The following is a 19,798-nucleotide window of genomic DNA, read 5'->3' on the forward strand; positions in this document are numbered from 1 at the left end:
CACCAGGAGCAACAAAAGAGCCGAAATGCGCAGGATTGTCTTCATATCGCCAACAAAAGCCCGGGGAACGGAGGCTATCCTCGTTCAGACTATGGAACCGGGCCTGAATACTGACCCGATCGCCCCCCGCTGTCACGCCGCTACAGCCCGCTTGGGCAGCATGGCCCGCTCCAGCAGCTCCCAGCCCGCATCGGGCAGATGGGCCTGCTCGCTGAGCAGCCGGCGGAACCCGCGCGCACCCGGCTCGCCCTGGTACAGCCCGAGCAGATGGCGGGTGATGTGCTTGAGGGCGGTGCCCCGTGCCAGCTCGGCTTCGATATAGGGGCGCATGTGGCGCAGGATGTCGTCCCGGTCCGGCAGCGGCTGGCCGTAGAGGGCGGCTTCGACCCGGGCCAGGACGTAGGGGTCGTGGTAGGCCGCGCGGCCGAGCATCACCCCATCCACCTGCCCCAGATGCGCCTGCACCTGCTCGGCCGTGGTGATGCCGCCATTGATGACGATGACCAGCTGCGGGAATTCGCGCTTGAGGCGATAGACGCGCTCGTAATCCAGCGGCGGGATCTCGCGATTCTCCTTCGGGCTAAGACCCTGCAGCCAGGCCTTGCGCGCATGCACCACCAGGATTTCCACGCCGGCCGCGATCATGGTTTCGGTGAAATGCTGCAGGTCGGCGTATTCGTCCTGATCGTCGACGCCGATACGGCATTTCACAGTAACCGGGATATCGACCGCATCGCGCATGGCTTTCACGCAGTCGCCCACCAGCGCGGGCTCGCGCATCAGGCAGGCGCCGAATTTGCCGGACTGCACGCGATCGGAGGGGCAGCCGACGTTGAGATTGATTTCGTCATAGCCCGCCGCAGCGCCATGCCGCGCCGCCTCCGCCAGCTCCGCCGGATCGCTGCCGCCAAGCTGCAACGCCACCGGGTGCTCCTGCTGGCTATGTTCGAGCAGGCGCAACTGCTTGCCGCGCACCAGGGCGGCGCTGGTCACCATCTCGGTGTAGAGGCGGGCGTGGGGGGAGATCAGGCGGTGGAAATAGCGGCAGTGGCGGTCGGTCCAATCCATCATCGGCGCAACACATACACGAAACGAGTGATCATCGCCGCCCAAGCCTTGCTGATTCCGGTTTTCTTGAGCCAAAGAAATCATCGCACTTCTACTCATTTTGTGTAATTTCAACCCATTTTTCCGGTGTCGGTGTAACATTTAGTGCAACACAGGGAGAAATGTTGCACCGTGGGAACCATCCTTACTCGCCGCCGCAAGGACGGCCAATCGCGCTACACGGCGGTCATTCGCCTTAAGAAATCCGGCAAGGTAATCCATAGCGAGACGGAGACCTTCGGCCGCAAAGCGCTCGCCCAGGAATGGATGCGACGACGCGAGGCCGAACTTGACCAGCACCGCGCCCGCGGCACGCTGCAGGGCGCCAAGACCACCCTAGCCAGCTTAATTAAATGGTACCGCGAGACTGTTGGCCCCACTGCCAAATGGGGGCGCACCAAAGCTTTCGACCTCCTTCGCATTGAAGGCTGCAATATCGCCAGCAAGGTGGCCACAGAACTTGCCACCGCCGACTACATCGCCCATGTGATGGCCAGACGCGAAAGCGGCGCAGGCGCCGCCACAGTGGGTAACGACCTCGTATGGATCGGCCAGGTGCTCCGCTCGGCACGTGCTGGACTCAACCTCCCGCTTCGCCTCGATCTGCTGGCGGACGCTCGGCACGAATTGCGGCAACGGAAGGTGATCCGCAAATCTCGGTGGCGAGATCGACGCGTTACGGCCGTCGAGGACATTGCGCTGCGCGACTACTTCATGCGACGCGATAAGCGCGCGCAGATACCCATGTTAGATATCTACGCCTATGCCGTGCTGACAACGCGCCGGCAGGAGGAGATAACGGAGATCCGGCGCTCGAACTTTGAGCGACCCTGCGCCTGGTTGGATGACGTGAAACACCCCACGATGAAAGAGGGCAACCGGAAAAAATTTCGCATGCTCCCCGAAGCCTGGAACATCATCGATAGGCAACCTGAGGTTGATGGCGAAGACCGCATATTTCCGTACAACCCGAAGTCAATCGGAGCCGCTTTCGCGCGTGCATGCAAGGTGCTCAACATTGAAAATCTGACGTTCCACGACTTACGCCACGAGGCCACGTCACGTCTTTTCGAGCGAGGCTACGCCATCCATGAAGTAGCGCAGTTCTCGCTGCACGAATCCTGGCAAACGCTCAAACGCTATACGCACCTACGTCCGGAGCACCTGGTCGACCGTTGAGCCAAACACGCCACACAGCGCACACGCCAGCACAGTAGATGCGTATGGCTGCCACTCCCTCGGCCGATATAGACGCCGGGGGGATTTTTAGTGGCAAGGAGTACCGCCGTGAAATACAGCATAACCATCCTCACAGCGCTGGATCGCGCGATCGAACAGGTAGACGCCATCGAGACCCTGGGCGCGAGCCTGGCCGCGGGGATGCACGCCGGCGTGGTAGTTCCCGACCATGTGCAAACGCTCACGGCCGTGATGGCCACACACATACGGGAGCAGTTGGTCGAGCTGGCAGCATTGCTGCAGGAGGCAAACGAATAGGCAGCAGGGAAGCGATAGCGAGCACCACCACCTTATATAGTCCCCAATAGGTGGCTTCGTCGGAAACGGGTAATTTTGGTAATCATGCTCCGCACAAACCCCGTTTTTGTCGATATAACAGACGGTTGCGAGATTTGGGCCAGGGTAACCAAAAGGTAATTTCTGAGTAATTTGATTACCTTTACTGATGGTAATTTTTCACTCACACATAGTCTTTTAGATTCAGTTACTTAACGATCTCAGGCAACTTCGATTACCCTTAAATTACCTTTTCAGGTGACTCGCATTATCTTTTAACATCAATTGGTTAGGGCGTGACTGAGGCTCCTGGTTACCTTCATCACCTTTTCCCGCGCCCTACCCACTAGTCACTCTCATCGCGTGTCCTGCTCGCGCACAGACTCCTGAATAGGTCAGCACGCCCCCAGACGCATCAATTCGCATCGCCGATCCGCCGCCATACCCCGTCGATGAGCCAGCACCACTCCTCAGTTCGAGGCGCTGCGTCCGCTGCATCAAAAGAGACGGGGGAAGTGCGCAGGCGAGGAGGGGGGACGACCGCGCGCGCGGCGAGCGGCTCCACCAGGTCGCCTGGAAGGACCCTTGGCGCTCATGTTTCGCTGATACAAGATAGGCCCGCCCGCTGGCCTAGCGGCGCGCTGGAACAGGGGATATGGATATGAAAAGACCGCTGCAATTTATAGCACTGGCTACTCTCTTGGCATTAGCCGGCTGTCAGAACCCGCATGACCACGAACTGCCTTCAGATATCAGCAAGATTGATGAAGGAACGCGTGACGCGATCAAGAAACTCCCCAACGAGGAACGCGAACTCGTCGCCAAGTATGCGCTCCGCCACACGTTTGGTGGCGACAAGCCCAGCGGCATTGGCGTGACTATCGGTCAGGCCATTCAAGAGCAGAAGGAGTTCGAAGCAGCCAGAGCACAGCGTGAAGCCGAAGCCGCTGCGCTGAAAGCCTCCATGCAAAAAGAACACGACGATGCAATTTCTCGCATGAATAACAGCGTCGCCGTAGCTCTGGTATCCAAAGCTTATGAAGCATCGAATTTTCGCGAAGGGACCTACGAAGACACGATTCAGTTGGAAATAGCGATAGAGAACAAAACTGACAAAGCCATAGCCGGCGTCAAAGGCACTGCTGTATTTCGGGACATGTTCGGTGACATCATCACTCGCTCAAATGTCGCAATCACCCATGACATACAGCCCGGAGCAAAGTATCTCTGGCAAGCGTCCAAACATTACAACCAGTTCGAGCAATCGGATAAGACACTGCGAAGCACTCCCACCGAGAAGATCAAGTTCGAATTTGAACCGGATACTATTGTCTTCGCCGACGGAACCAAGCAGACAGCGCCGAGCGTAGGCGCACCCGATTGAGTCAAGACAGGCCCCGCCATCGCGGGGCCTGTCATTTGGGGCCAACCGCTGCAAATGAGCAGACAATTCACGTTTCTTTGACGCTCCCTATCGTCATCTTGTCGCGGATTTCACTCACCCTATGAGCGGCGTAGCGCCCATAGGGAGATTACCCATGGTGCATGGACCACCGTGGCAACCAGGAAGGCTAAGTATCTGGAGATCAGGATGATCGAATTGCTCTCTTCACACCGTAAGGCCGGCGTTCTTCGAATTCCCCAGCGCAACGATCCAGCCAGGATCGCGCCGCTTCATTCCTAACGCAACGCAACGCAACGCAACGCAGCGTGACAGCGTCTCGAACGCTGCTTTCTTTCGCGCACCCGATGCTCCAGAAAAGCTCCTTTTTGCCAAGTCTACGGAAGGACCGACCATGCGCATTGTCTTACTTCTCCTCCTGACTTTTGCCAGCACTACAGTGCTAGCGGAGGACTTCTACTTCGTGCTGGATGATGATCCGGCTAATGCTTCTGCTACGCACTACACCACGCCCGATCAGGCTTGTCAGGTGGCATATGCGGCGGACGTGCCTAAACTGGCCGCACTGTCGTACACGCAACCGCAGCCGTACAAAGCGCCGACACTATCGCCAAACTCGAACCCGCCGAAGTTCGTCTATTACGACTGCCCGACCGTCGCCTACAGCCCCACCATCAATTCGACAGCTACTTTCGCACACACCATCACGCGCGGCGGCGATGGCTGTACAGCCGATCAGACCTACAACCCCCAATCGGGGCAGTGCGAGTCGGCGGATCAAGATCAAGCACGTAAGGAAATGGGTGATCCCACCAGCGTTGCCGTGGCGGGCATCGTTTCGTGCGGCGACCCTGTCAACGTTGGCACAGGCAATGTCTATGAATCCGAAATGGACTACGCCGATGCTGATGGAGAACTCCGCTTCCAGCGTAGCTACAACAGTGCCTCCGGTCGCTGGATATCCACTTATGAGACATCGCTCTACATCAATACCAAAGGCCTGGTCATCACTTTCAGCGACGGTCGTCAAGCGCTCTTCAAGCTGACCAATGGCGTCGCGACACCTGAGCCGACTGAGCTTGGTTCCATGACGAAAGTCAGCGGGCTGTGGGTGTACACCTCGCCCACCAATGAGCAGTTCACCTTCAATGCGCAAGGCAAACTGACGCGTTGGAAGTTTGCCGACAGCCTCAGCCAGTCGCTGACGTATGTCACGTCTTCGGACGGCCTGACGGTGACCGCCACCGTTGCCGACTCGCGCGGGCATACCCTCCAGTTCGCCAAGAAGCAGGGCTACCTACAGAGCCTCATCGTCGGCGGATTGACCATGACCTATACGCTCGACTCGACGTTCCGCATGAAGGCCGTCACCCGGACCTGGCCAGGCCATACGACCTCGCGCACCTACATCTATGACGATCCCAACAATCCGCGCCTGCTGACCGGAATCACGGATGAACGTGGCATCCGGTCCGCGACCTGGGCCTATGACGCCCAAGGGCGAGCCATCTCCAACCAGCGCGCTATTGGCGCCGACAAAGTCACCATCGCCTACAACTCGGATGGCACGACCACGGTTACCAACGCTCTGGGTAACAGTACGATTTACCACTACCAGATCATCCAAGGCGTCAAGCGAGTAACGGCGGTGCAGGGTGAGCCCGCGATCGGCTGCCCGGCCAGCAACTCCAGCTACACCTATACCGCCAATGGCCAGGTCGATACCAAGACGGATGCGATTGGCACCATCACAACATACACCTACGACACGTTGGGGCGCGAAGTCACCCGGATCGAAGCCAAGGGCACGCCACAGGAACGGACGATCACCACCACCTGGGACGCTACGCGCTTCCTTCCCCTGACGATGACCACCGCGGATCGAGTCATCACCTATACCTATGACACCCAGGGCCGTCCGCTGAGCACTAGCGTGCACGCCACCAAGGAATGACGACCATGAAAAAGGGATTTCGATGGAGCCTGGTCAGCCTTGGCCTTCTGATGGCCATGGCGCACGCCACAACGCCGGATCGCACGACGGCCAAGACCTATAACACCCAGGGTTGGGTAGCCACCGTGGATGGCCCCCGAACGGACGTCAGCGACGTCACCAGTTTCACCTATGACGCGCAGGGACGTGTCGCGACGGTGACCGATCCGCTGGGTCACGTCACGAGCTACGACACCTACGACATGTACGGCAACCCGGGGCGTTCGATCGATCCGAATGGCATCGTATCGGTCATGACGTACACCCCTGAGGGCTGGCCCCTCACGGTGACGCTCGATAGCGCTGGCACCCCGGCCACCACGACGCTTACCTACGATGCCATCGGTAACGTCACGCAGTCCAAAGATGCCGACGGCGTCACCACGAACTACACCTACGATGATGCCGGCCGCGTCACCGACATTACGGACGCCATTGGTAACCGCATCCACTACACCTTGGACGCCTCCGGCAATCGCCTCAAGGAAGAGACGTTCGACAGCTCCAACACGTTAAAACGAACGGTCTCGCGAACGTACAACACGCTCAGTCAATTGCTGACGGTGGTCGATGCCCTCAATCGAACCATCCTGAGCTATAACTATTCCGATGGTTACAGCGCGTCAGGCCAACCAACTCACAGTTCCGACGGAGTGGGCGTTCAACGGAAGCTTGGCTACGATGCGCTGCATCGCCTTGTCAGCACCATTGGCAACTACAACGGCACTGACGCGGCAACGAAGGATACGCAAAGCGTCTCATCCTACGATGCCAGCGACCACTTGGAAGGTGTGGGCGATCCCGATGGCCTGAATACGATCTATAGCTACAACGGCCTCGATGACCTCAAATCAGTACAGAGCCCGGATACCGGCACGACCACCTATGTCTACGACGCCGCGGGCAATGCCATCCAACGCACCGATGCGAAGGGCGTGACGAGCACAAGCACCTATGACGCCCTGAATCGTCAGACGGCCAGGACATACACCGACAGCTCGCTCAATATCGCGTACTTCTACGACGAGTCCAATACTACGACCGGCTGCACTGCCTCGTATCCGATTGGCAAGCTGACCCGGATCGTGGAGAACACGGTTACTACTACGTACTGCTACGACGCCCGCGGCAACATGGTGCAGAAGCGTCAAACGCAGGGCACGCAGACGGACGCGATAGGTTATAGCTACACGCTGGCTGGCCGCGTGGCGAGCATACTGACCCCCAGCGGCACATCCGTTCAGCATGTCCGCGATGCGGCCGGCCGAATCAGTAGCATGACCGTTCTTCTGCCCGGCGTGACAGGTGCGGGTGCAGGAAACGTCGTCACCAGTATCACATACCTACCGTTTGGCCCCGTCACCAGCTACATCCTGGGTAACGGACAGACAGTGACCCGCACCTATGACGCCAACTACGCCGTCACTGACGTGGTCAGCCCAGTGCTGAACCTGCACTTTGCTCGCGATGTCATGAACAACATCATCGCCCTAGGTAACAGTCCCGGTGCCAATCCCGCCACCGAGACCTACAGCTACGACCCCCTATATCGGCTAACGAGCGTCAGCGGCCCGTCCGGAATCGCCATCGAGGCCTACACCTACAGCAAGACCGGCGACCGCCTCAGCAAGGCCAGTGCTGGATTGGCGACAGGCGCCTACGGCTACCAGACCAATAGCCATTGGCTCACCAGTATCGGCAGCAGCGCCTTCACCTACGACGCCAACGGCAACGTCACCGGCAACGCTACCGGTGGCGAGACATTTGGTTATGGGTACAACGGGCGGAATCGGCTCATCGTAGTGCAACGGAATGGCCAGACCGTTGGTAACTACACTTACAACGCTGCAGGCCAGCGCATTGCAAAGACGGCTTCGCTTCCGCAAGCCATCAACGAACGCTTTGCTTATGACGAAAGCAGCCAGCTCGTGGGCGAGTACGGAACCACGAACAGGGACTACCTCTGGCTGGGCGATATGCCGGTTGCCGTGGTGGATATCGTTGGTACCGCCAGCACCGTGAGTTACGTTCACGCCGATGGGCTCAACACGCCCCGCGCTATCACCGACGCGACTGGCGCTACCCTCTGGCAATGGAGCTTGCAAGGCAATCCGTTTGGCGAGCAATCGCCCATAGCTCCTACCGGCTACGTTTTCAATCTGCGCTTCGCTGGGCAGTATTTCGATGCCGAGTCCGGCTTAGTGCATAACGGTTTCCGAGACTACTGCCCAGCCTGCGGTCGATACATCCAGAGCGACCCGACCGGTCTCGATGGCGGGTTAAGTACCTACGGTTATGTGAGCAGCAATCCACTGATCGCGTTCGACCTCCTCGGCACACAGCAGAAAAGCGACAATTGGCAGCTCATGCTTGTTCCCGGACAGGCGGCCTGGGACGCGTCGGTCAATGCGTGGCACGATGAGCATTACGGAATGTCGGCGCTTTATGCCAGCACAACGGTTGCGGAGCAGGTACTCACTGTCCTTACTGCAGGTGAATGGCAGGCATGGCGCGCCGGAGCCATGTGCACTGAGAAGGTAGTAGCTAACGTTGCCGTCAAAGAGACCTACGCAGGCATTGGATCAACCGGCAAGGTGGGTGAAACCTTCCTAAACTCCCTGGGAGGAACCTCGCAGAAGTTCTTCCGAACTTCGCTTGGGGCGCGTTATGTAGATCAATTTGCCGAAGGCATCGCCTATGAGTCGAAAGTAGGTTACTTGTCAATGTCTGGCACAACGCGCGCCCAAATCGCCAAGGATGCTGAGCTCCTTCAAACTGGTGAAATTATTTCAGCTGAGTGGCATTTCTTTACCAGCCCGGTGACTGGCCGTATCGGAGCAGCACCGTCCGTGCTGGACATGCTAAAAGATGCCGGCATCGGCGTCGTCTACCATTAAGAGGCAATATGAACTATCAGGCAATCCACCCCCCTTTCAGCCTAGACTTCTGGGAAATGACTAAGGAAGAGCTGAAGGCATACTTCGCTTGGGTGATGGCGTCTATCCCTGATCGCATTCATCAGTTGACCGCTTTCATTAGGAGCGATCCGGCCTTTAGTGACTGGGATCCCAACAATAGCGAATCATCGATTGATATCCTTGGCGAATGGATGTCCGCTCACGTATCTGTCCGCGAACGGACAGAAGATGAGTTGGGAGCCCTAAAGGGCAAGTCTCAGTACTCGATCGATCCTCCTAAGGATGTGCTAACAGAAGAGAGCTACTCTATTGGGTTTGATGTCGGTCTATATTTGGCTCAGACGCTAATCGCACATCATCCAAATCTTAAGTGGACTCAGGATTTTAGGAGCAGGAAGGACATGGATTTCGGACAACCTCTCCTAACACCATTTGGTCCCTTACAACTCAATCCGATCAGAATCGCCATCAACGTTGCGCATGGCCTCGCTCGCAAGCAGCGGCCGTCAACTCGCCTCCGTGAGGTCTACGAGGAATGGGCACGCCGGGCCGCATGAGACTTTATATATTTGAGCAACAACAAAGAAGGCGGCCTCCGGCCGCCTTCTTTGCACATGAGCAATCCATCGCGACAGTTGAATGAGAAAATGCCAAAGACGATTCCACCTAAGCAGCTTGAGCGACTACTACGAGAAAGAAAGGTAGTTGATCAACAGACCCTTGACGGCGAAAGCTTTCGGGGCGAAAGATGGCCCGACTTCGTAGCCATCGGCTCTACTTTCAACCACTGCGACTTCTCCAACACGCGATTTGAACAGGCTTGCTTTGGCGGCGGGATAGATCAGTCTCGCTATGTGGACTGCTGTTTTGATGGCGCGGAAATCTACGCCAGTGCCCCAGGGAATGCACGGTTCGAACGGTGCACATTTCGCAATGCGAAGATTCAAGTGTTCAGAGGCATCGACGCAGAATTTATCGACTGCCTCTTTTCTGGCGTCATCAAGAAGGGCTTCTTTAATGGAACGCCCCTACAAGATCGCCCCACTAGGCCACCATCGCGGGAGTACAACGAGTTCCGAGGCAATGACTTCTCCAGCGCGAAATTGCTTGATGTCAGCTTCCGGACCGGAATTGATCTCCACCTTCAACAGCTACCAAAAGGGGACGACTATATTTACGCGGAGGACGGAAGGCGATTTGTACAAAACCTACCTTCCATAGAACTCACTGAGAAATACGGCAATCACTTCAGCGCCATTGAACGCGTTCTGCAGATGAAACTAGATGGAGGGCAGCGGCAAATCTTTCTTAGCATCAAAGGCTTCCCTGTTGGCCAGCGCGCCATGCTCACGCATCTTAAGCGCATAGCTGAAGGAAACCTTCTCGCGTAACTTGAAAGGGCGCATGGGATGTATGTGCGTTGACTGCCCTACCAGTTCCGCAAGACGAAGAAGGCGGCCTTGGCCGCCATCTTCGCTCATAAGGACCCTCACCTTCGAACTCACCACGCACCCGGAAACATTGCCATGTTCACATTCGATCAGCGGGAGATTCCACCGTACGCGCAGTACGTTAGCAGCAACGAACTAGCCATTGGCGAGACGTACTTCCATGTCACGTACGTTGATCAAGACATGATGATCCCAACAGTTAGCTCATTGGTCTACATAGGAAGGAACTTGGGCGATGACGAAGTAAACACCATCTATTTCCAGGACGTTGAGTCATACTTCGCGGGCTTGCGAATCACCGACAAGAACCCCGATCCCGATAGCATGCGTCTCGAAAGCTTTCCCGGAGACAGTCCTTCAGTCCTTGAATTCGAGTACGCGCTCGAATGCTTGATGCTCTGCTCCCTTCGTCGGAAACGAAAGTAAGCCGTGCCCTCTTGCACCCATGTGGCTGTGCCCCCCCTAGTGACACACCACTAAGCCTTAGTCGAAGTCGATGACTGGCCCGAACTGAATCGAAAGACCTCGGCGCCCATCGCATCATTCAATCCGAGCATGCGGACCTGGATTGGTGCCACCTCATTGGCCAGAAACACCTGCGTCGCCTTCTCCACATCGCCAAAGCCACCGGCATTGGTCGGAATCATCCCCAACAACTGCGGCGGCACGCGATGCGCAGCAAGGATGTCATCGCGGCTCGCATTCTTGATCGACGCGAAGTCATCCTTGGCCGCCACCTCGCTGATTGGGATCAGCTGCAAGCCGTCTTTCTTTCCGCTCGGCGCGTACATAAAGAGGTTGCGGAAGTTACCCGGCCCCTTCGCACCCTTGAGCGCCTTGCGCAAATTGTCGACGTCATCGGGGTTCTGCGCCGGGTCCGTCATGTAGAGGATGAAGCCGGCGTGCGACCCGTTGTCGTAATACTTGCGTCGGAACAAGGTGGCCGAACGATTGAGCTGAGCCGCATGCAGCGCACTCAAGTACTCGGGGATGCCATACACCTCTTGCCGCACATCTGGCGCCTTCATCTGCACCACCGGGCGCTCGAACTGGAAGGCCTGGGCATTCAGCGGCGCGAACCAGAACTTACCCTCTTCGACCCCGCGGCGGGTGAACAGCGACGGCGTGTGCTTGGTCCGCAGCAGCTTGCCGGACATGGCCTCCTCACACTCCAAATAGGCCTGACCGAACGTCAGATAGTCCATCGCGAATGCTTCGAACTCGGCCACCGACAGGTAGCGCGACGGCTGGAACGAGGAAACCAGCAGATTCCGCTTCACATAGATGGCCGACGAGTGATGCGGTGCAATCTGCAACATGTTGGCCAGGCCGGTCAGGCTAACCGGCGGCTCATACCATCGGCTGTTGTGCCACACCTGCACGTAGTCCAGCAGGTTGGCCCGATCGATCGGCTCCGGATCGCCAAAGGTGAAGGCCTCGAAGCGACCACCGGCCGACGTATCTTTCAGGACCACAGCCGTCTCTGCCCGGCGCTTGCGCTTGCTCATTAGAAAATCTCCATGACGTTCTGGCTGTGGGCCGCACGGCCTTCCAGCGGTTCGTAGATGAGGGAATGCATGACGGACCAGGCGAGGTCCGCATGGCCGACGTCCGCCGAGCGGCTGGCGTCATAGGTCACGTGGCGGCCGCTGGGCGTCATCGTCTTGCGGATGGCCATGAAGGCGGCAGCCAGATCGGTCCAGCCGGCATCGAACTCCAGGCGCCCCTTGTTCATGACGTCCTGGGTCTTCATGACCATCTGGCCCTTGGTCTCGGGCGAGTACTGGATCGCCCGCGCCATCGGGAAGAACTGCTTCACCAATTGGTACACGCCCGTACCCATGCCCGTTGTGTCGATAGCGATGTCCGCCACGCGGTAGCGGTCGCACAGTGCCTTGATGTTGCCGGCCTGGGCGTCGAAGTCCTGCCCCGGCCACTGGAATTTCTCCAGCACGCGGAATAGGTCGCGCTGCCGGGTGGGCAACGCGTTGACGGTGCAGCCGGACGGATCGCCACCGCTCGCGCCCTTGGACGGGTCAAAGCCGATGGACACCTCGGCATCACCCACCGGCCTCGGTGCGTAGACACGGAAGTCATCCCACGTGTCCCAGCTATCCACTAGGCAGCGCTTCACAAGGTTGAACGGGAACACGGACGCGCTGTCGTCAATGAACGCGCACATGAAGAGCTGCAGGAACTCGTCGTCACCGTACTCCAGCCGCAGCTGGTCGATGTCGAACAGGTCGCAGCCGCCGGCCAGCGCATCCATCACCGAGACGATTTGGCGCCACTGCCCGTCCGCGCAGTACAGCCCGGCCGCGAGCGCGGCGTGCGAGGTATCGATATCGACGCGGTCGGCTTTGGCGCGGCCCTTGTTGAACTGCGCACCCGACCAGAAGGGATAGGCGTCGTGGCTCAGCGATGACGGTGTGGAGAAGTAGGTCTGCCGCCACTTCTTGTGGCTGGACATGCCCGACGCCACCTTGCGTAGCGTCTGGAAACTGTGAACCCAAAAATACTCGTCAAAGTACAGGTTGCCGTGGTAGCTCTGGGCCGTGCGCGAGTTGGTACCCAGAAAGTACAGCGTGGCATCGTTGGGCAGGATCAGCGGATCGCCCTTCAACTCGATATCGGCCGCATCCTTGGCGAACTGCGTCAGGTACTGCCGAAACACATCCGCCTGCGCACGACTGGCCGACAGGAAAATCTGATTCCTACCGGTGTCCATCGCATCGGCCAGCGCTTCGCGGGCGAAGTACCAGGTGGCACCAATCTGGCGCGACTTGAGGATGTTACGGATACGGCGTGCCAGGCCTTGCTCGTGCCACGTGCGCTGATAGGCAAATAGCGAATCGAGAAAGGCCTCACGTAGCCGCGCGCCCTGCTCCGGGCTGTACTCGTTGCGCACCGGCTTGCGCCGCGCCTTCGCGTTGCGATTGGCCACCGCGGGGTTGAGGTCGCCTTCGTGCCCGCCTGGCGCTTCATAGCGGCGCACGCGCGCCAGGCGCTCAATCTGCCGCGTGAGTAGATCGATTTCCTTGTAGTCGCCGCCGCTCTTGGGCTCTTTCATGATGAGCTGGCACAGGCGCACATCCAGCTGCATTTCGACGCGATCGATCGAACGCGCGGCGGCCCACTCGTCGCGTTGCTTCCACGCTTCCACCGTGGAGCGCGAGAGCGATAGGTGCTGGGCAATCTCGGTGACGCCCCAGCCCTGGAAGAACAGGCTGCGTGCGTGTCGTCGGGGATCCATGGTCGGCATCGGCATGCGCGACAACGTAGGCACGACCCGCGATCACGTCGCCCTGCGCTCGTTCTGACACGGGCTGCGCAGAACAGCCGCGCGTTGCTGCGTCCTGCCCTCGTCCCGATGCTGGCTCCCTACTTACAACCACTCACCCACATCGAGGCCGATCCATGCCGGCACCCGCCAAGAAATCGAAGAAGTTCCGCATTTTCACCGAAGGCGCCACCGTCGACGGCCGCGTGGTCGAACGCGGTTGGATCAGGGATATGGCCGCCACCTACGACCCGGCCAAGTACCGCGCCGGCATCAACATCGAGCACATCCGTAGCGCCCTGCCCGATAGCCCGTTCAAGAACTACGGTTTTGTGGACGCGCTGGAAGCCACCGAGAACGGCACCGGCAAGCTGGAACTGTTCGCCACCATCACGCCGAGCGATGACCTGGTGAAGCTGGTGGGCTCCATGCAAAAGGTCTTCACCAGCGCCGAGGTGTCCCCGAAGTTCGCCGATACCGGCCGCGCCTACCTGGTCGGCCTGGCCGTCACCGATACGCCGGCCAGCCTGGGCACAGAAATGCTCAAGTTCACCGCCCAGCATCCGGAGGCGAGCCCGCTTACCGCACGCAAGCAGCATCCCGACAACGTGTTCGGCGAAGCCACCGAAGCGGTGATCGAGTTCACCACCGACGAACCGACCAAGCCCAGCGTGCTGACCAAGGTGCGCGAGATGTTCCGCCGCAAGGATGCCTCCGACGACGCCCGCTTCACCGACCTGGCCGCGGCCATCGAAGAGGTGGCCGAGCACGGGGAGGTGCAGAGCACGCAGACCGCGCAGAAGTTCCAGACCGTGGATGCCACCGTGCAGCAGCACAGGCAGCAGCTGGACGCCTTCGCTCAGCGCCTGGAAGCCGTCGAACTGAAGTTCAACACCACCCCCGCGCCGGCGGCCAACCGCCCGCAGGCCAATGGCTCCGGCCAGGTGCTGACCGACTTCTGATCGCGCCGCGCGCCCTTCTACCGACCCACAAGGACACCCATGAAGAATCCGACCCGCATCGCGTTCAACGCCCTGGCTGCGCAGATCGCGACGCTCAACGGCGTACCCAGCGCCACCGAAAAGTTCGACGTGCAGCCCTCCGTGCAGCAGACCATGGAGAACCGCATCCAGGAATCGAGCGAGTACTTGCGCCTGGTCAACATCCAGCCGGTGACCGAGAAGACCGGCGAGAAGCTGGGCCTGGGCATCAAGGGGCCGTCGGCCAGCCGCACGAACACCAGCGGCGGCAAGCGCCGCAACCCGCGCGAAATGCACGACCTGGACGCCAAGCCGTACGAGTGCTTCCAGACCAATTTCGACACGGCCATCAAGTACGCCACGCTGGACGCCTGGGCACACTTCCCCGACTTTCAGCCGCGCGTGAGCGGCGAGCTGGTCCAGCAGCAGGCGCTGGATCGCCTCATGATCGGCTGGAACGGCACCAGTGTGGCCGCCGATACCGACCTCACCAACAACCCGCTGCTGCAGGACGTCAACAAGGGCTGGCTGCAGATGCTGCGCGAGCAGGCGCCGGCGCAGGTGATGAAGGAAGGCAAGGCCGGCACCGGTGAAATCCGGGTCGGTCCCGGCGGTCACTACGCCAACCTGGACGCGCTGGTGTACGACGCCATCCAGATTCTGGCGCCGTGGTTTCAGGAAGACACCGGCCTGCGCGTGCACGTGAACCGCAAGCTGCTGCACGACAAGTATTTCCCCAAGATCAACCAGGACCAGCGCGCCACCGACGAGCTGGCGACCCAGGTGCTGGTGAGCCAGAAGCTCATGGGCGGCCTGACCGCGCTGGGTCTGCCCTACTTCCCGAGCACGTCCTTGCTGATCACCCGCCCGGACAACCTGTCGATCTATTACCAGACCGGCGGCCGTCGCCGCATGCTCCGGGATGAGCCGGAGTACGACCGCATCGCCGACTACCAGTCGAGCAACGACGCGTATGTCATCGAGCGACTGCGCGGTGCGGTGTTGCTCGAAAACATCGTGCTCGGCGACTGGTCCAAGGCTCCCTGAGGATCGCCACGATGCCCTCACCCGCCTTGGAACATCTGATGCGCGTGCAGGCTGCCCAGGCGACCGCGAACGCGGCGCCTGGTGCGGCGGTGGATCGCTCCACCTCGCAGGCGCACGCCCTGATCCGCGCCAAGCTCGATACCGACCGCCGCCGCCTCAAGCTCCTGCAATCGGTGGAGCGGAAGATCGACGCCAAGCGCGAGCTGCTGCCCGACTACGAGGCCTATGTGTCCGGCGTGATCGCCGGCGGCCAGGGCGTGCAGGATGACGTGCTCGGCTACGTGCTGTGTTGGCGTATCGACGTGGGCGACTTCGCCGGTGCGCTACCGATCGCCCGCTACGTGCTGACACACAACCTGTCGATGCCCGATCGCTTCCAGCGCACCACGGCCACGCTGGTGGCCGAGGAACCGGCCGAACAGGCGCTCAAGGCCTACACGGCTGGCAAGCCTTTCGACGTGGCGGTCCTGCGCGAGGTGATGGACGTCACCGGACCCTACGACATGCCCGACCAGGTGCGCGCCAAGTTGCACTTCGCACTCGGACGCCTGCTCGCGGAAACCGAGCCCGGCGGAGCGCTGGTGTACCTGCGCCGTGCGGTGGAGCTGCACGACAAGGTGGGCGCCAAAAAAGACATCGAGCAGCTGGAACGCCGGCTGCGCCATCTCCCCGGCGATCACGCCGCCCCCGAACCGCCGCCGCAAGGCGGCACCTGAGCCACCCCCGGCGCCGCGGCGGCACGGGTGGCGAGGGTCGCCTCAGGACGACACCTGACCCACCCGTCCACCGCCGCATCTATCGAGACCACCATGGGCACCTTGACTGGCAACGGCGGCGCAGCCGCCACCCCTCTGACCGACGATGGCCCGCCGATCACCAACGATGGCTTCTGGCCGGACATCGACCTCGGCGCGCTGCGCGCCTCCACACGACTCACCGGCAACGTCACGGCGGCGCGCCTGCGCGCGGCCACGATCACCGCTGCGTTATTCATCAACGCCCAGCTCATGGCCTTTCGCGCCTCGAAGAAAGCCGAGGGCTGGGAGTCTGCGGCCGACATGGACGACACCCTCGACGGCAAGTCGGTGCTGGTCCAGCGCTATCTGCGCGCCGTCGCCTGCACCGTGCAGGCCGACCTCGCGGAGCACTATCGCGATTGGGACAACACGCGTGCCGGCGATCACCGCGCCGAGTCCGAAGTCGCCGCGGCAGATGAGTTTCGGCGTAATGCGCAATGGGCACTGGCCGACATCCTCGGCCGCTCGCGCACCGTCGTGGAGCTGATCTAGTGGCCGCCGTGCGCTCCGTCCAAGGCGACACGCTGGACGCGCTGTGCTGGCGTGAGCTGGGCGCCACCGCGGGCGTGGTGGAAGCCGTGTACGAACTCAATCGCGACCTCGCGGACCTCGGCCCGATCCTCCCCACGGGCACCCTGGTGCAGCTGCCCGAGCGCTCGGCCACCACTGCTACCCCCGTAATCCCCACCCAACAGCTATGGGACTGACGATGACCGAGCCCGCAAGCGCCTTCCTGACGTCCGCGGCGATCACCGCTACGGCCGCGACCACCGCCCTCCTTCCCGGTATCGATGGGGACGCCCTCGTGGGCGCCCTCGCCGGCGGAACGCTGTACGTCACCAGCGCACGCGACCTCCCGCCGTTGCGGCGCGCGGTGTACCTGCTGGTCAGCACCGCCGCCGGCTACTTCGCCGCGCCCGAGGTACTGAACCTGGTGCCTCTGCAGAGCAAAGGCCTGGCCGGATTCCTCGGTGGCGCCGTGGCCGTCACCGTCGCCATGCAAGTCATCGAGCGCGTCAAAGCGCTGGATGTCGCATCCCTCTTTACCAAGCGCGGAGCCTGACCCATGCCCCTGCTCACCCCGTCCAACGTCTGGCCCCTGGTGCAACTGATCGCCTGTCTGGTCATCGCCTGGCAGCTGGCCATGTACCGTCGCGGCCCGTCCCCACATCGCCGCGGTATCGCCTGGCTGGCCTGGCTGCTGGTGGTTGCCTGCCTGATGACGGTGATCAAACTGCTGTGCGGCGTCCGCCCGCCGCCGGGGCCGCTGGAAGCGCTCGCCAGCACCGCCCTGGCCGCCCTGCTCATCTGGCACCGAGGCGACCTGGCGCATGCTCTGCGCACCGCGTGGGACGCCCTGCGCGCCCTCCGCCGGAAGGTGCGCCGATGATCGAGCTGGCCGAGCAGCGCATCGAACGCATCCTTTCCGACGTGATCAAGGCCGAAGGTGGCTACGTCAACGACGCAGCCGACCGCGGAGGCGAAACCCGTTGGGGCATCACCGCGGCGACGGCGCGCGCCTATGGCTACATCCGCCCCATGACGACGCTTTCCGAAGCGACGGCGCGCGCGATCTATCGAGCGATGTATGTGGACGCGCCGCGCTTCGGCGATATCGTGGCCATCGCCCCGGACATCGGCGCCAAGCTGGTGGACACCGGCGTCAACATGGGGACCGCGACCGCGGCGGCATTCCTGCAGCGCTGGCTCAACGCCTTCAACGACACTGGCACGCGTTACGCGGAACTGGTGGTCGATGGCCAGGTGGGCAACAAGACGCTCGACGCACTCCGCACCTTCCTACGCTGGCGTGGCCCCATGGGCACCACCGCCCTGCTCAAAGGCATCAACAGCTCCCAGGGCGCCCGGTACCTCGAACTGAGCGAGGCGAATCGCACGCAGCGGCGGTTCGCCTTCGGCTGGGTGCTCAACCGCGTGGGGATGTGACCATGAGATACGCCGCCACCGCCCTGCTCGCGCTGCTGGCCCTGGCCGCCGCCGCGCTCATCTGGCAGCACGACCGGCTGGCCACGCTCGGCCACGACTTGGCCAACGCGCAAACGCAGATGGTGGTGGCCAGCTTCGAGGCCAGCGCCGCCAGGGCGGACATCCAGACCGTCACCCGCTATGTGGACCGCGTACGTGAGGTCCGCCAGGTCATCCACGACATCCAACGCGAGGCACCCCGCTATGTCACGCCCAGCACTGATGATGCTTACCCTCTCCCTGTCGGCTTTTTGCGCCTGCACGACGCCGCCGCCGCGGCCCTACTGCCCGGCCCTCCCGGACCTGCTGATGCGCAGGCCTCCGGCGTTAAAGCCTCTGACGCCGCCGTCGTCATCGCCGACAACTACGGCACCTGCCACGACGCCATCGTCCAGCTCAACGCGCTGATCGATCGCCTGCAGGCGCCGCCCTACAGCGAAGTGCCGGCCCATGATTAAGCCGGGGAGCCTGCGCACTGCCTTACTGCAGCACCTTCCCGACATCGCCAACGATCCGCAGAAGCTGCTGATCTTTGCCGAGCGCGGGAGAGTCATCACCACCGGCGCCGCGGGCAACAGCTGGGAATACGCCTACCAGCTCACCGTGATCGTGCAGGACTATGCCGGCGATATGAATGCGCTCACCGCGACGGTGGTGCGCTGGCTCGCCGAGACCCAGCCGGACCTGCTGCTCAGCCCTGAGGCCATGCGCAATGCCGTACGGTTCGAAGCGGAATTGATGACCAACGAACTGGCGGACGTGCAGTTCCAGCTGGATGTAACAGAGACCGTGATCGGTCGCGGCGACGCCTTCGAGCAGCCAGCACCGCCGCCCTCCGACCCAACGGCCCTGTGGTGAGCGCAGATCCACTGAGCCAGTTGGAAAGCTGGGCCGGCGTGCTCCTGGCCAAGCTGGAGCCGCCGGCGCGTCGCAAGCTGGCAGTCACTATCGCCCGCGAACTGCGCCGGTCGCAGCAGCAGCGCATCGCGGCACAGCGCGACGCCGAGGGGGCGCCCTTCGTACCGCGCAAGCCGCGGCTACGAGAAAGAAGTGGTGCCATTCGTCGACGCGCGGCAATGTTCTCCAAGCTACGCACGGCGCGATGGCTACGCGCATCTGGCACCGCGGATGCGGCCCATGTCGGCTTCGCTGGCCGAGTCGCACGCATTGCACGAGTCCATCAAGAAGGCCTACGCGACCGTCCCGTACCGAATGCTCACGAGGTGCGTTACCCACGCCGAGCGATGCTCGGATTCAGCGATATCGATCGCGAACGCATCCGCGATCTACTATGGATTCATCTATCGCGCTGACATCACTCG

At 61.1% G+C, this 19,798-nt stretch carries 21 protein-coding genes; 18 read left to right on the forward strand and 3 right to left on the reverse strand.

Annotation, left to right across the window (positions count from 1 at the left end; genetic code table 11):
* Positions 1–132: 132 nt before the first annotated feature.
* Positions 133–1,152, reverse strand: a complete 1,020-nt coding sequence (gene dusA, locus ISN75_RS18860; RefSeq protein ID WP_343818250.1) for a tRNA dihydrouridine(20/20a) synthase DusA — start codon at positions 1,150–1,152, stop codon at positions 133–135.
* Between the two features lie 87 nt (positions 1,153–1,239).
* On the opposite strand from dusA, the gene ISN75_RS18865 reads away from it, so the two are divergent.
* The 7 genes from ISN75_RS18865 (at position 1,240) to ISN75_RS18895 (ending at position 10,326) form a co-directional block, all read left to right on the forward strand.
* Complete coding sequence (locus ISN75_RS18865; RefSeq protein WP_343817527.1) at positions 1,240–2,286, forward strand: tyrosine-type recombinase/integrase; 1,047 nt, start codon at positions 1,240–1,242, stop codon at positions 2,284–2,286.
* A 108-nt stretch (positions 2,287–2,394) separates the two neighbouring features.
* Complete coding sequence (locus ISN75_RS18870) at positions 2,395–2,604, forward strand: hypothetical protein (RefSeq protein ID WP_343817529.1); 210 nt, start codon at positions 2,395–2,397, stop codon at positions 2,602–2,604.
* 679 nt (positions 2,605–3,283) lie between these two features.
* Positions 3,284–4,006: a hypothetical protein gene (locus tag ISN75_RS18875; protein ID WP_343817531.1), complete on the forward strand. Its 723-nt coding sequence runs from the start codon at positions 3,284–3,286 to the stop codon at positions 4,004–4,006.
* A gap of 412 nt (positions 4,007–4,418) precedes the next feature.
* Positions 4,419–5,978: a DUF6531 domain-containing protein gene (locus ISN75_RS18880; RefSeq protein ID WP_343817533.1), complete on the forward strand. Its 1,560-nt coding sequence runs from the start codon at positions 4,419–4,421 to the stop codon at positions 5,976–5,978.
* A gap of 5 nt (positions 5,979–5,983) precedes the next feature.
* Positions 5,984–8,914 carry an RHS repeat-associated core domain-containing protein gene (locus tag ISN75_RS18885; RefSeq protein ID WP_343817535.1) on the forward strand — a complete coding sequence of 977 codons (2,931 nt, stop codon included), beginning with the start codon at positions 5,984–5,986 and terminating at the stop codon, positions 8,912–8,914.
* A gap of 8 nt (positions 8,915–8,922) precedes the next feature.
* Positions 8,923–9,492: a hypothetical protein gene (locus ISN75_RS18890; protein ID WP_343817537.1), complete on the forward strand. Its 570-nt coding sequence runs from the start codon at positions 8,923–8,925 to the stop codon at positions 9,490–9,492.
* 12 nt (positions 9,493–9,504) lie between these two features.
* Positions 9,505–10,326: a hypothetical protein gene (locus tag ISN75_RS18895; RefSeq protein ID WP_343817539.1), complete on the forward strand. Its 822-nt coding sequence runs from the start codon at positions 9,505–9,507 to the stop codon at positions 10,324–10,326.
* Positions 10,327–10,862: 536 nt separating this feature from the next.
* Here ISN75_RS18895 and ISN75_RS18900 read toward each other — a convergent pair.
* Positions 10,863–11,894: a phage portal protein gene (locus ISN75_RS18900; RefSeq protein ID WP_343817541.1), complete on the reverse strand. Its 1,032-nt coding sequence runs from the start codon at positions 11,892–11,894 to the stop codon at positions 10,863–10,865.
* Complete coding sequence (locus tag ISN75_RS18905) at positions 11,894–13,654, reverse strand: terminase large subunit domain-containing protein (protein WP_343818252.1); 1,761 nt, start codon at positions 13,652–13,654, stop codon at positions 11,894–11,896. The genes ISN75_RS18900 and ISN75_RS18905 overlap by 1 nt, the downstream gene beginning before the upstream one ends.
* 149 nt (positions 13,655–13,803) lie before the next feature.
* Between ISN75_RS18905 and ISN75_RS18910 the strand changes: the two genes are divergently transcribed.
* From ISN75_RS18910 to ISN75_RS18960, 11 genes are all read left to right on the forward strand, one after another.
* Complete coding sequence (locus ISN75_RS18910; RefSeq protein WP_343817543.1) at positions 13,804–14,628, forward strand: GPO family capsid scaffolding protein; 825 nt, start codon at positions 13,804–13,806, stop codon at positions 14,626–14,628.
* Between the two features lie 39 nt (positions 14,629–14,667).
* The gene (locus tag ISN75_RS18915) at positions 14,668–15,693 is read left to right on the forward strand and encodes a phage major capsid protein, P2 family (RefSeq protein WP_343817545.1); all 1,026 of its coding nucleotides are present in this window, start codon (positions 14,668–14,670) and stop codon (positions 15,691–15,693) included.
* Positions 15,694–15,704: 11 nt separating this feature from the next.
* A complete protein-coding gene (gpM, locus tag ISN75_RS18920; protein ID WP_343817547.1) occupies positions 15,705–16,409 on the forward strand; it encodes a phage terminase small subunit in 705 nt (234 codons plus the stop codon).
* 93 nt (positions 16,410–16,502) lie between these two features.
* Positions 16,503–16,982 (forward strand): head completion/stabilization protein, encoded by a 480-nt coding sequence (locus tag ISN75_RS18925; protein WP_343817549.1) that lies wholly within the window; start codon positions 16,503–16,505, stop codon positions 16,980–16,982.
* Between the two features lie 8 nt (positions 16,983–16,990).
* Positions 16,991–17,197, forward strand: coding sequence for a tail protein X (locus ISN75_RS18930; RefSeq protein ID WP_343817551.1), 207 nt, complete (start codon positions 16,991–16,993; stop codon positions 17,195–17,197).
* A 2-nt stretch (positions 17,198–17,199) separates the two neighbouring features.
* Positions 17,200–17,553, forward strand: a complete 354-nt coding sequence (locus ISN75_RS18935; RefSeq protein WP_343817553.1) for a putative holin — start codon at positions 17,200–17,202, stop codon at positions 17,551–17,553.
* A gap of 3 nt (positions 17,554–17,556) precedes the next feature.
* On the forward strand, positions 17,557–17,880 hold the full coding sequence (locus tag ISN75_RS18940) for a phage holin family protein (protein WP_343817555.1): 324 nt from the start codon (positions 17,557–17,559) through the stop codon (positions 17,878–17,880).
* Entirely contained in the window at positions 17,877–18,437 is a 561-nt protein-coding gene (locus tag ISN75_RS18945; protein ID WP_343817557.1) for a glycoside hydrolase family 108 protein, read from the forward strand. The genes ISN75_RS18940 and ISN75_RS18945 overlap by 4 nt, the downstream gene beginning before the upstream one ends.
* A 2-nt stretch (positions 18,438–18,439) precedes the next feature.
* Positions 18,440–18,934: a hypothetical protein gene (locus ISN75_RS18950; protein ID WP_343817558.1), complete on the forward strand. Its 495-nt coding sequence runs from the start codon at positions 18,440–18,442 to the stop codon at positions 18,932–18,934.
* On the forward strand, positions 18,927–19,334 hold the full coding sequence (locus tag ISN75_RS18955) for a phage tail protein (protein ID WP_343817560.1): 408 nt from the start codon (positions 18,927–18,929) through the stop codon (positions 19,332–19,334). Before ISN75_RS18950 ends, ISN75_RS18955 begins: the two co-directional genes overlap by 8 nt.
* On the forward strand, positions 19,331–19,789 hold the full coding sequence (locus ISN75_RS18960) for a phage virion morphogenesis protein (RefSeq protein WP_343817562.1): 459 nt from the start codon (positions 19,331–19,333) through the stop codon (positions 19,787–19,789). The genes ISN75_RS18955 and ISN75_RS18960 overlap by 4 nt, the downstream gene beginning before the upstream one ends.
* Positions 19,790–19,798 lie beyond the last annotated feature (9 nt).

Origin of the sequence: Dyella marensis (assembly GCF_049532885.1) — a bacterium.
GTDB classification, from domain to species: Bacteria; Pseudomonadota; Gammaproteobacteria; order Xanthomonadales; family Rhodanobacteraceae; genus Dyella_D; species Dyella_D marensis.

Coding starts and splice junctions, on each gene's coding strand:
- ISN75_RS18915 (WP_343817545.1), top strand. CDS start 14,668: ATGAAGAATCCGACCCGCATCGCGTTCAACGCCCTGGCTGCGCAGATC.
- ISN75_RS18890 (WP_343817537.1), top strand. CDS start 8,923: ATGAACTATCAGGCAATCCACCCCCCTTTCAGCCTAGACTTCTGGGAA.
- ISN75_RS18945 (WP_343817557.1), top strand. CDS start 17,877: ATGATCGAGCTGGCCGAGCAGCGCATCGAACGCATCCTTTCCGACGTG.
- gpM (WP_343817547.1), top strand. CDS start 15,705: ATGCCCTCACCCGCCTTGGAACATCTGATGCGCGTGCAGGCTGCCCAG.
- ISN75_RS18940 (WP_343817555.1), top strand. CDS start 17,557: ATGCCCCTGCTCACCCCGTCCAACGTCTGGCCCCTGGTGCAACTGATC.
- ISN75_RS18900 (WP_343817541.1), bottom strand. CDS start 11,894: ATGAGCAAGCGCAAGCGCCGGGCAGAGACGGCTGTGGTCCTGAAAGAT.
- ISN75_RS18925 (WP_343817549.1), top strand. CDS start 16,503: ATGGGCACCTTGACTGGCAACGGCGGCGCAGCCGCCACCCCTCTGACC.
- ISN75_RS18880 (WP_343817533.1), top strand. CDS start 4,419: ATGCGCATTGTCTTACTTCTCCTCCTGACTTTTGCCAGCACTACAGTG.
- ISN75_RS18955 (WP_343817560.1), top strand. CDS start 18,927: ATGATTAAGCCGGGGAGCCTGCGCACTGCCTTACTGCAGCACCTTCCC.
- ISN75_RS18910 (WP_343817543.1), top strand. CDS start 13,804: ATGCCGGCACCCGCCAAGAAATCGAAGAAGTTCCGCATTTTCACCGAA.
- ISN75_RS18935 (WP_343817553.1), top strand. CDS start 17,200: ATGACCGAGCCCGCAAGCGCCTTCCTGACGTCCGCGGCGATCACCGCT.
- ISN75_RS18950 (WP_343817558.1), top strand. CDS start 18,440: ATGAGATACGCCGCCACCGCCCTGCTCGCGCTGCTGGCCCTGGCCGCC.
- ISN75_RS18905 (WP_343818252.1), bottom strand. CDS start 13,654: ATGCCGATGCCGACCATGGATCCCCGACGACACGCACGCAGCCTGTTC.
- dusA (WP_343818250.1), bottom strand. CDS start 1,152: ATGATTTCTTTGGCTCAAGAAAACCGGAATCAGCAAGGCTTGGGCGGC.
- ISN75_RS18885 (WP_343817535.1), top strand. CDS start 5,984: ATGAAAAAGGGATTTCGATGGAGCCTGGTCAGCCTTGGCCTTCTGATG.
- ISN75_RS18875 (WP_343817531.1), top strand. CDS start 3,284: ATGAAAAGACCGCTGCAATTTATAGCACTGGCTACTCTCTTGGCATTA.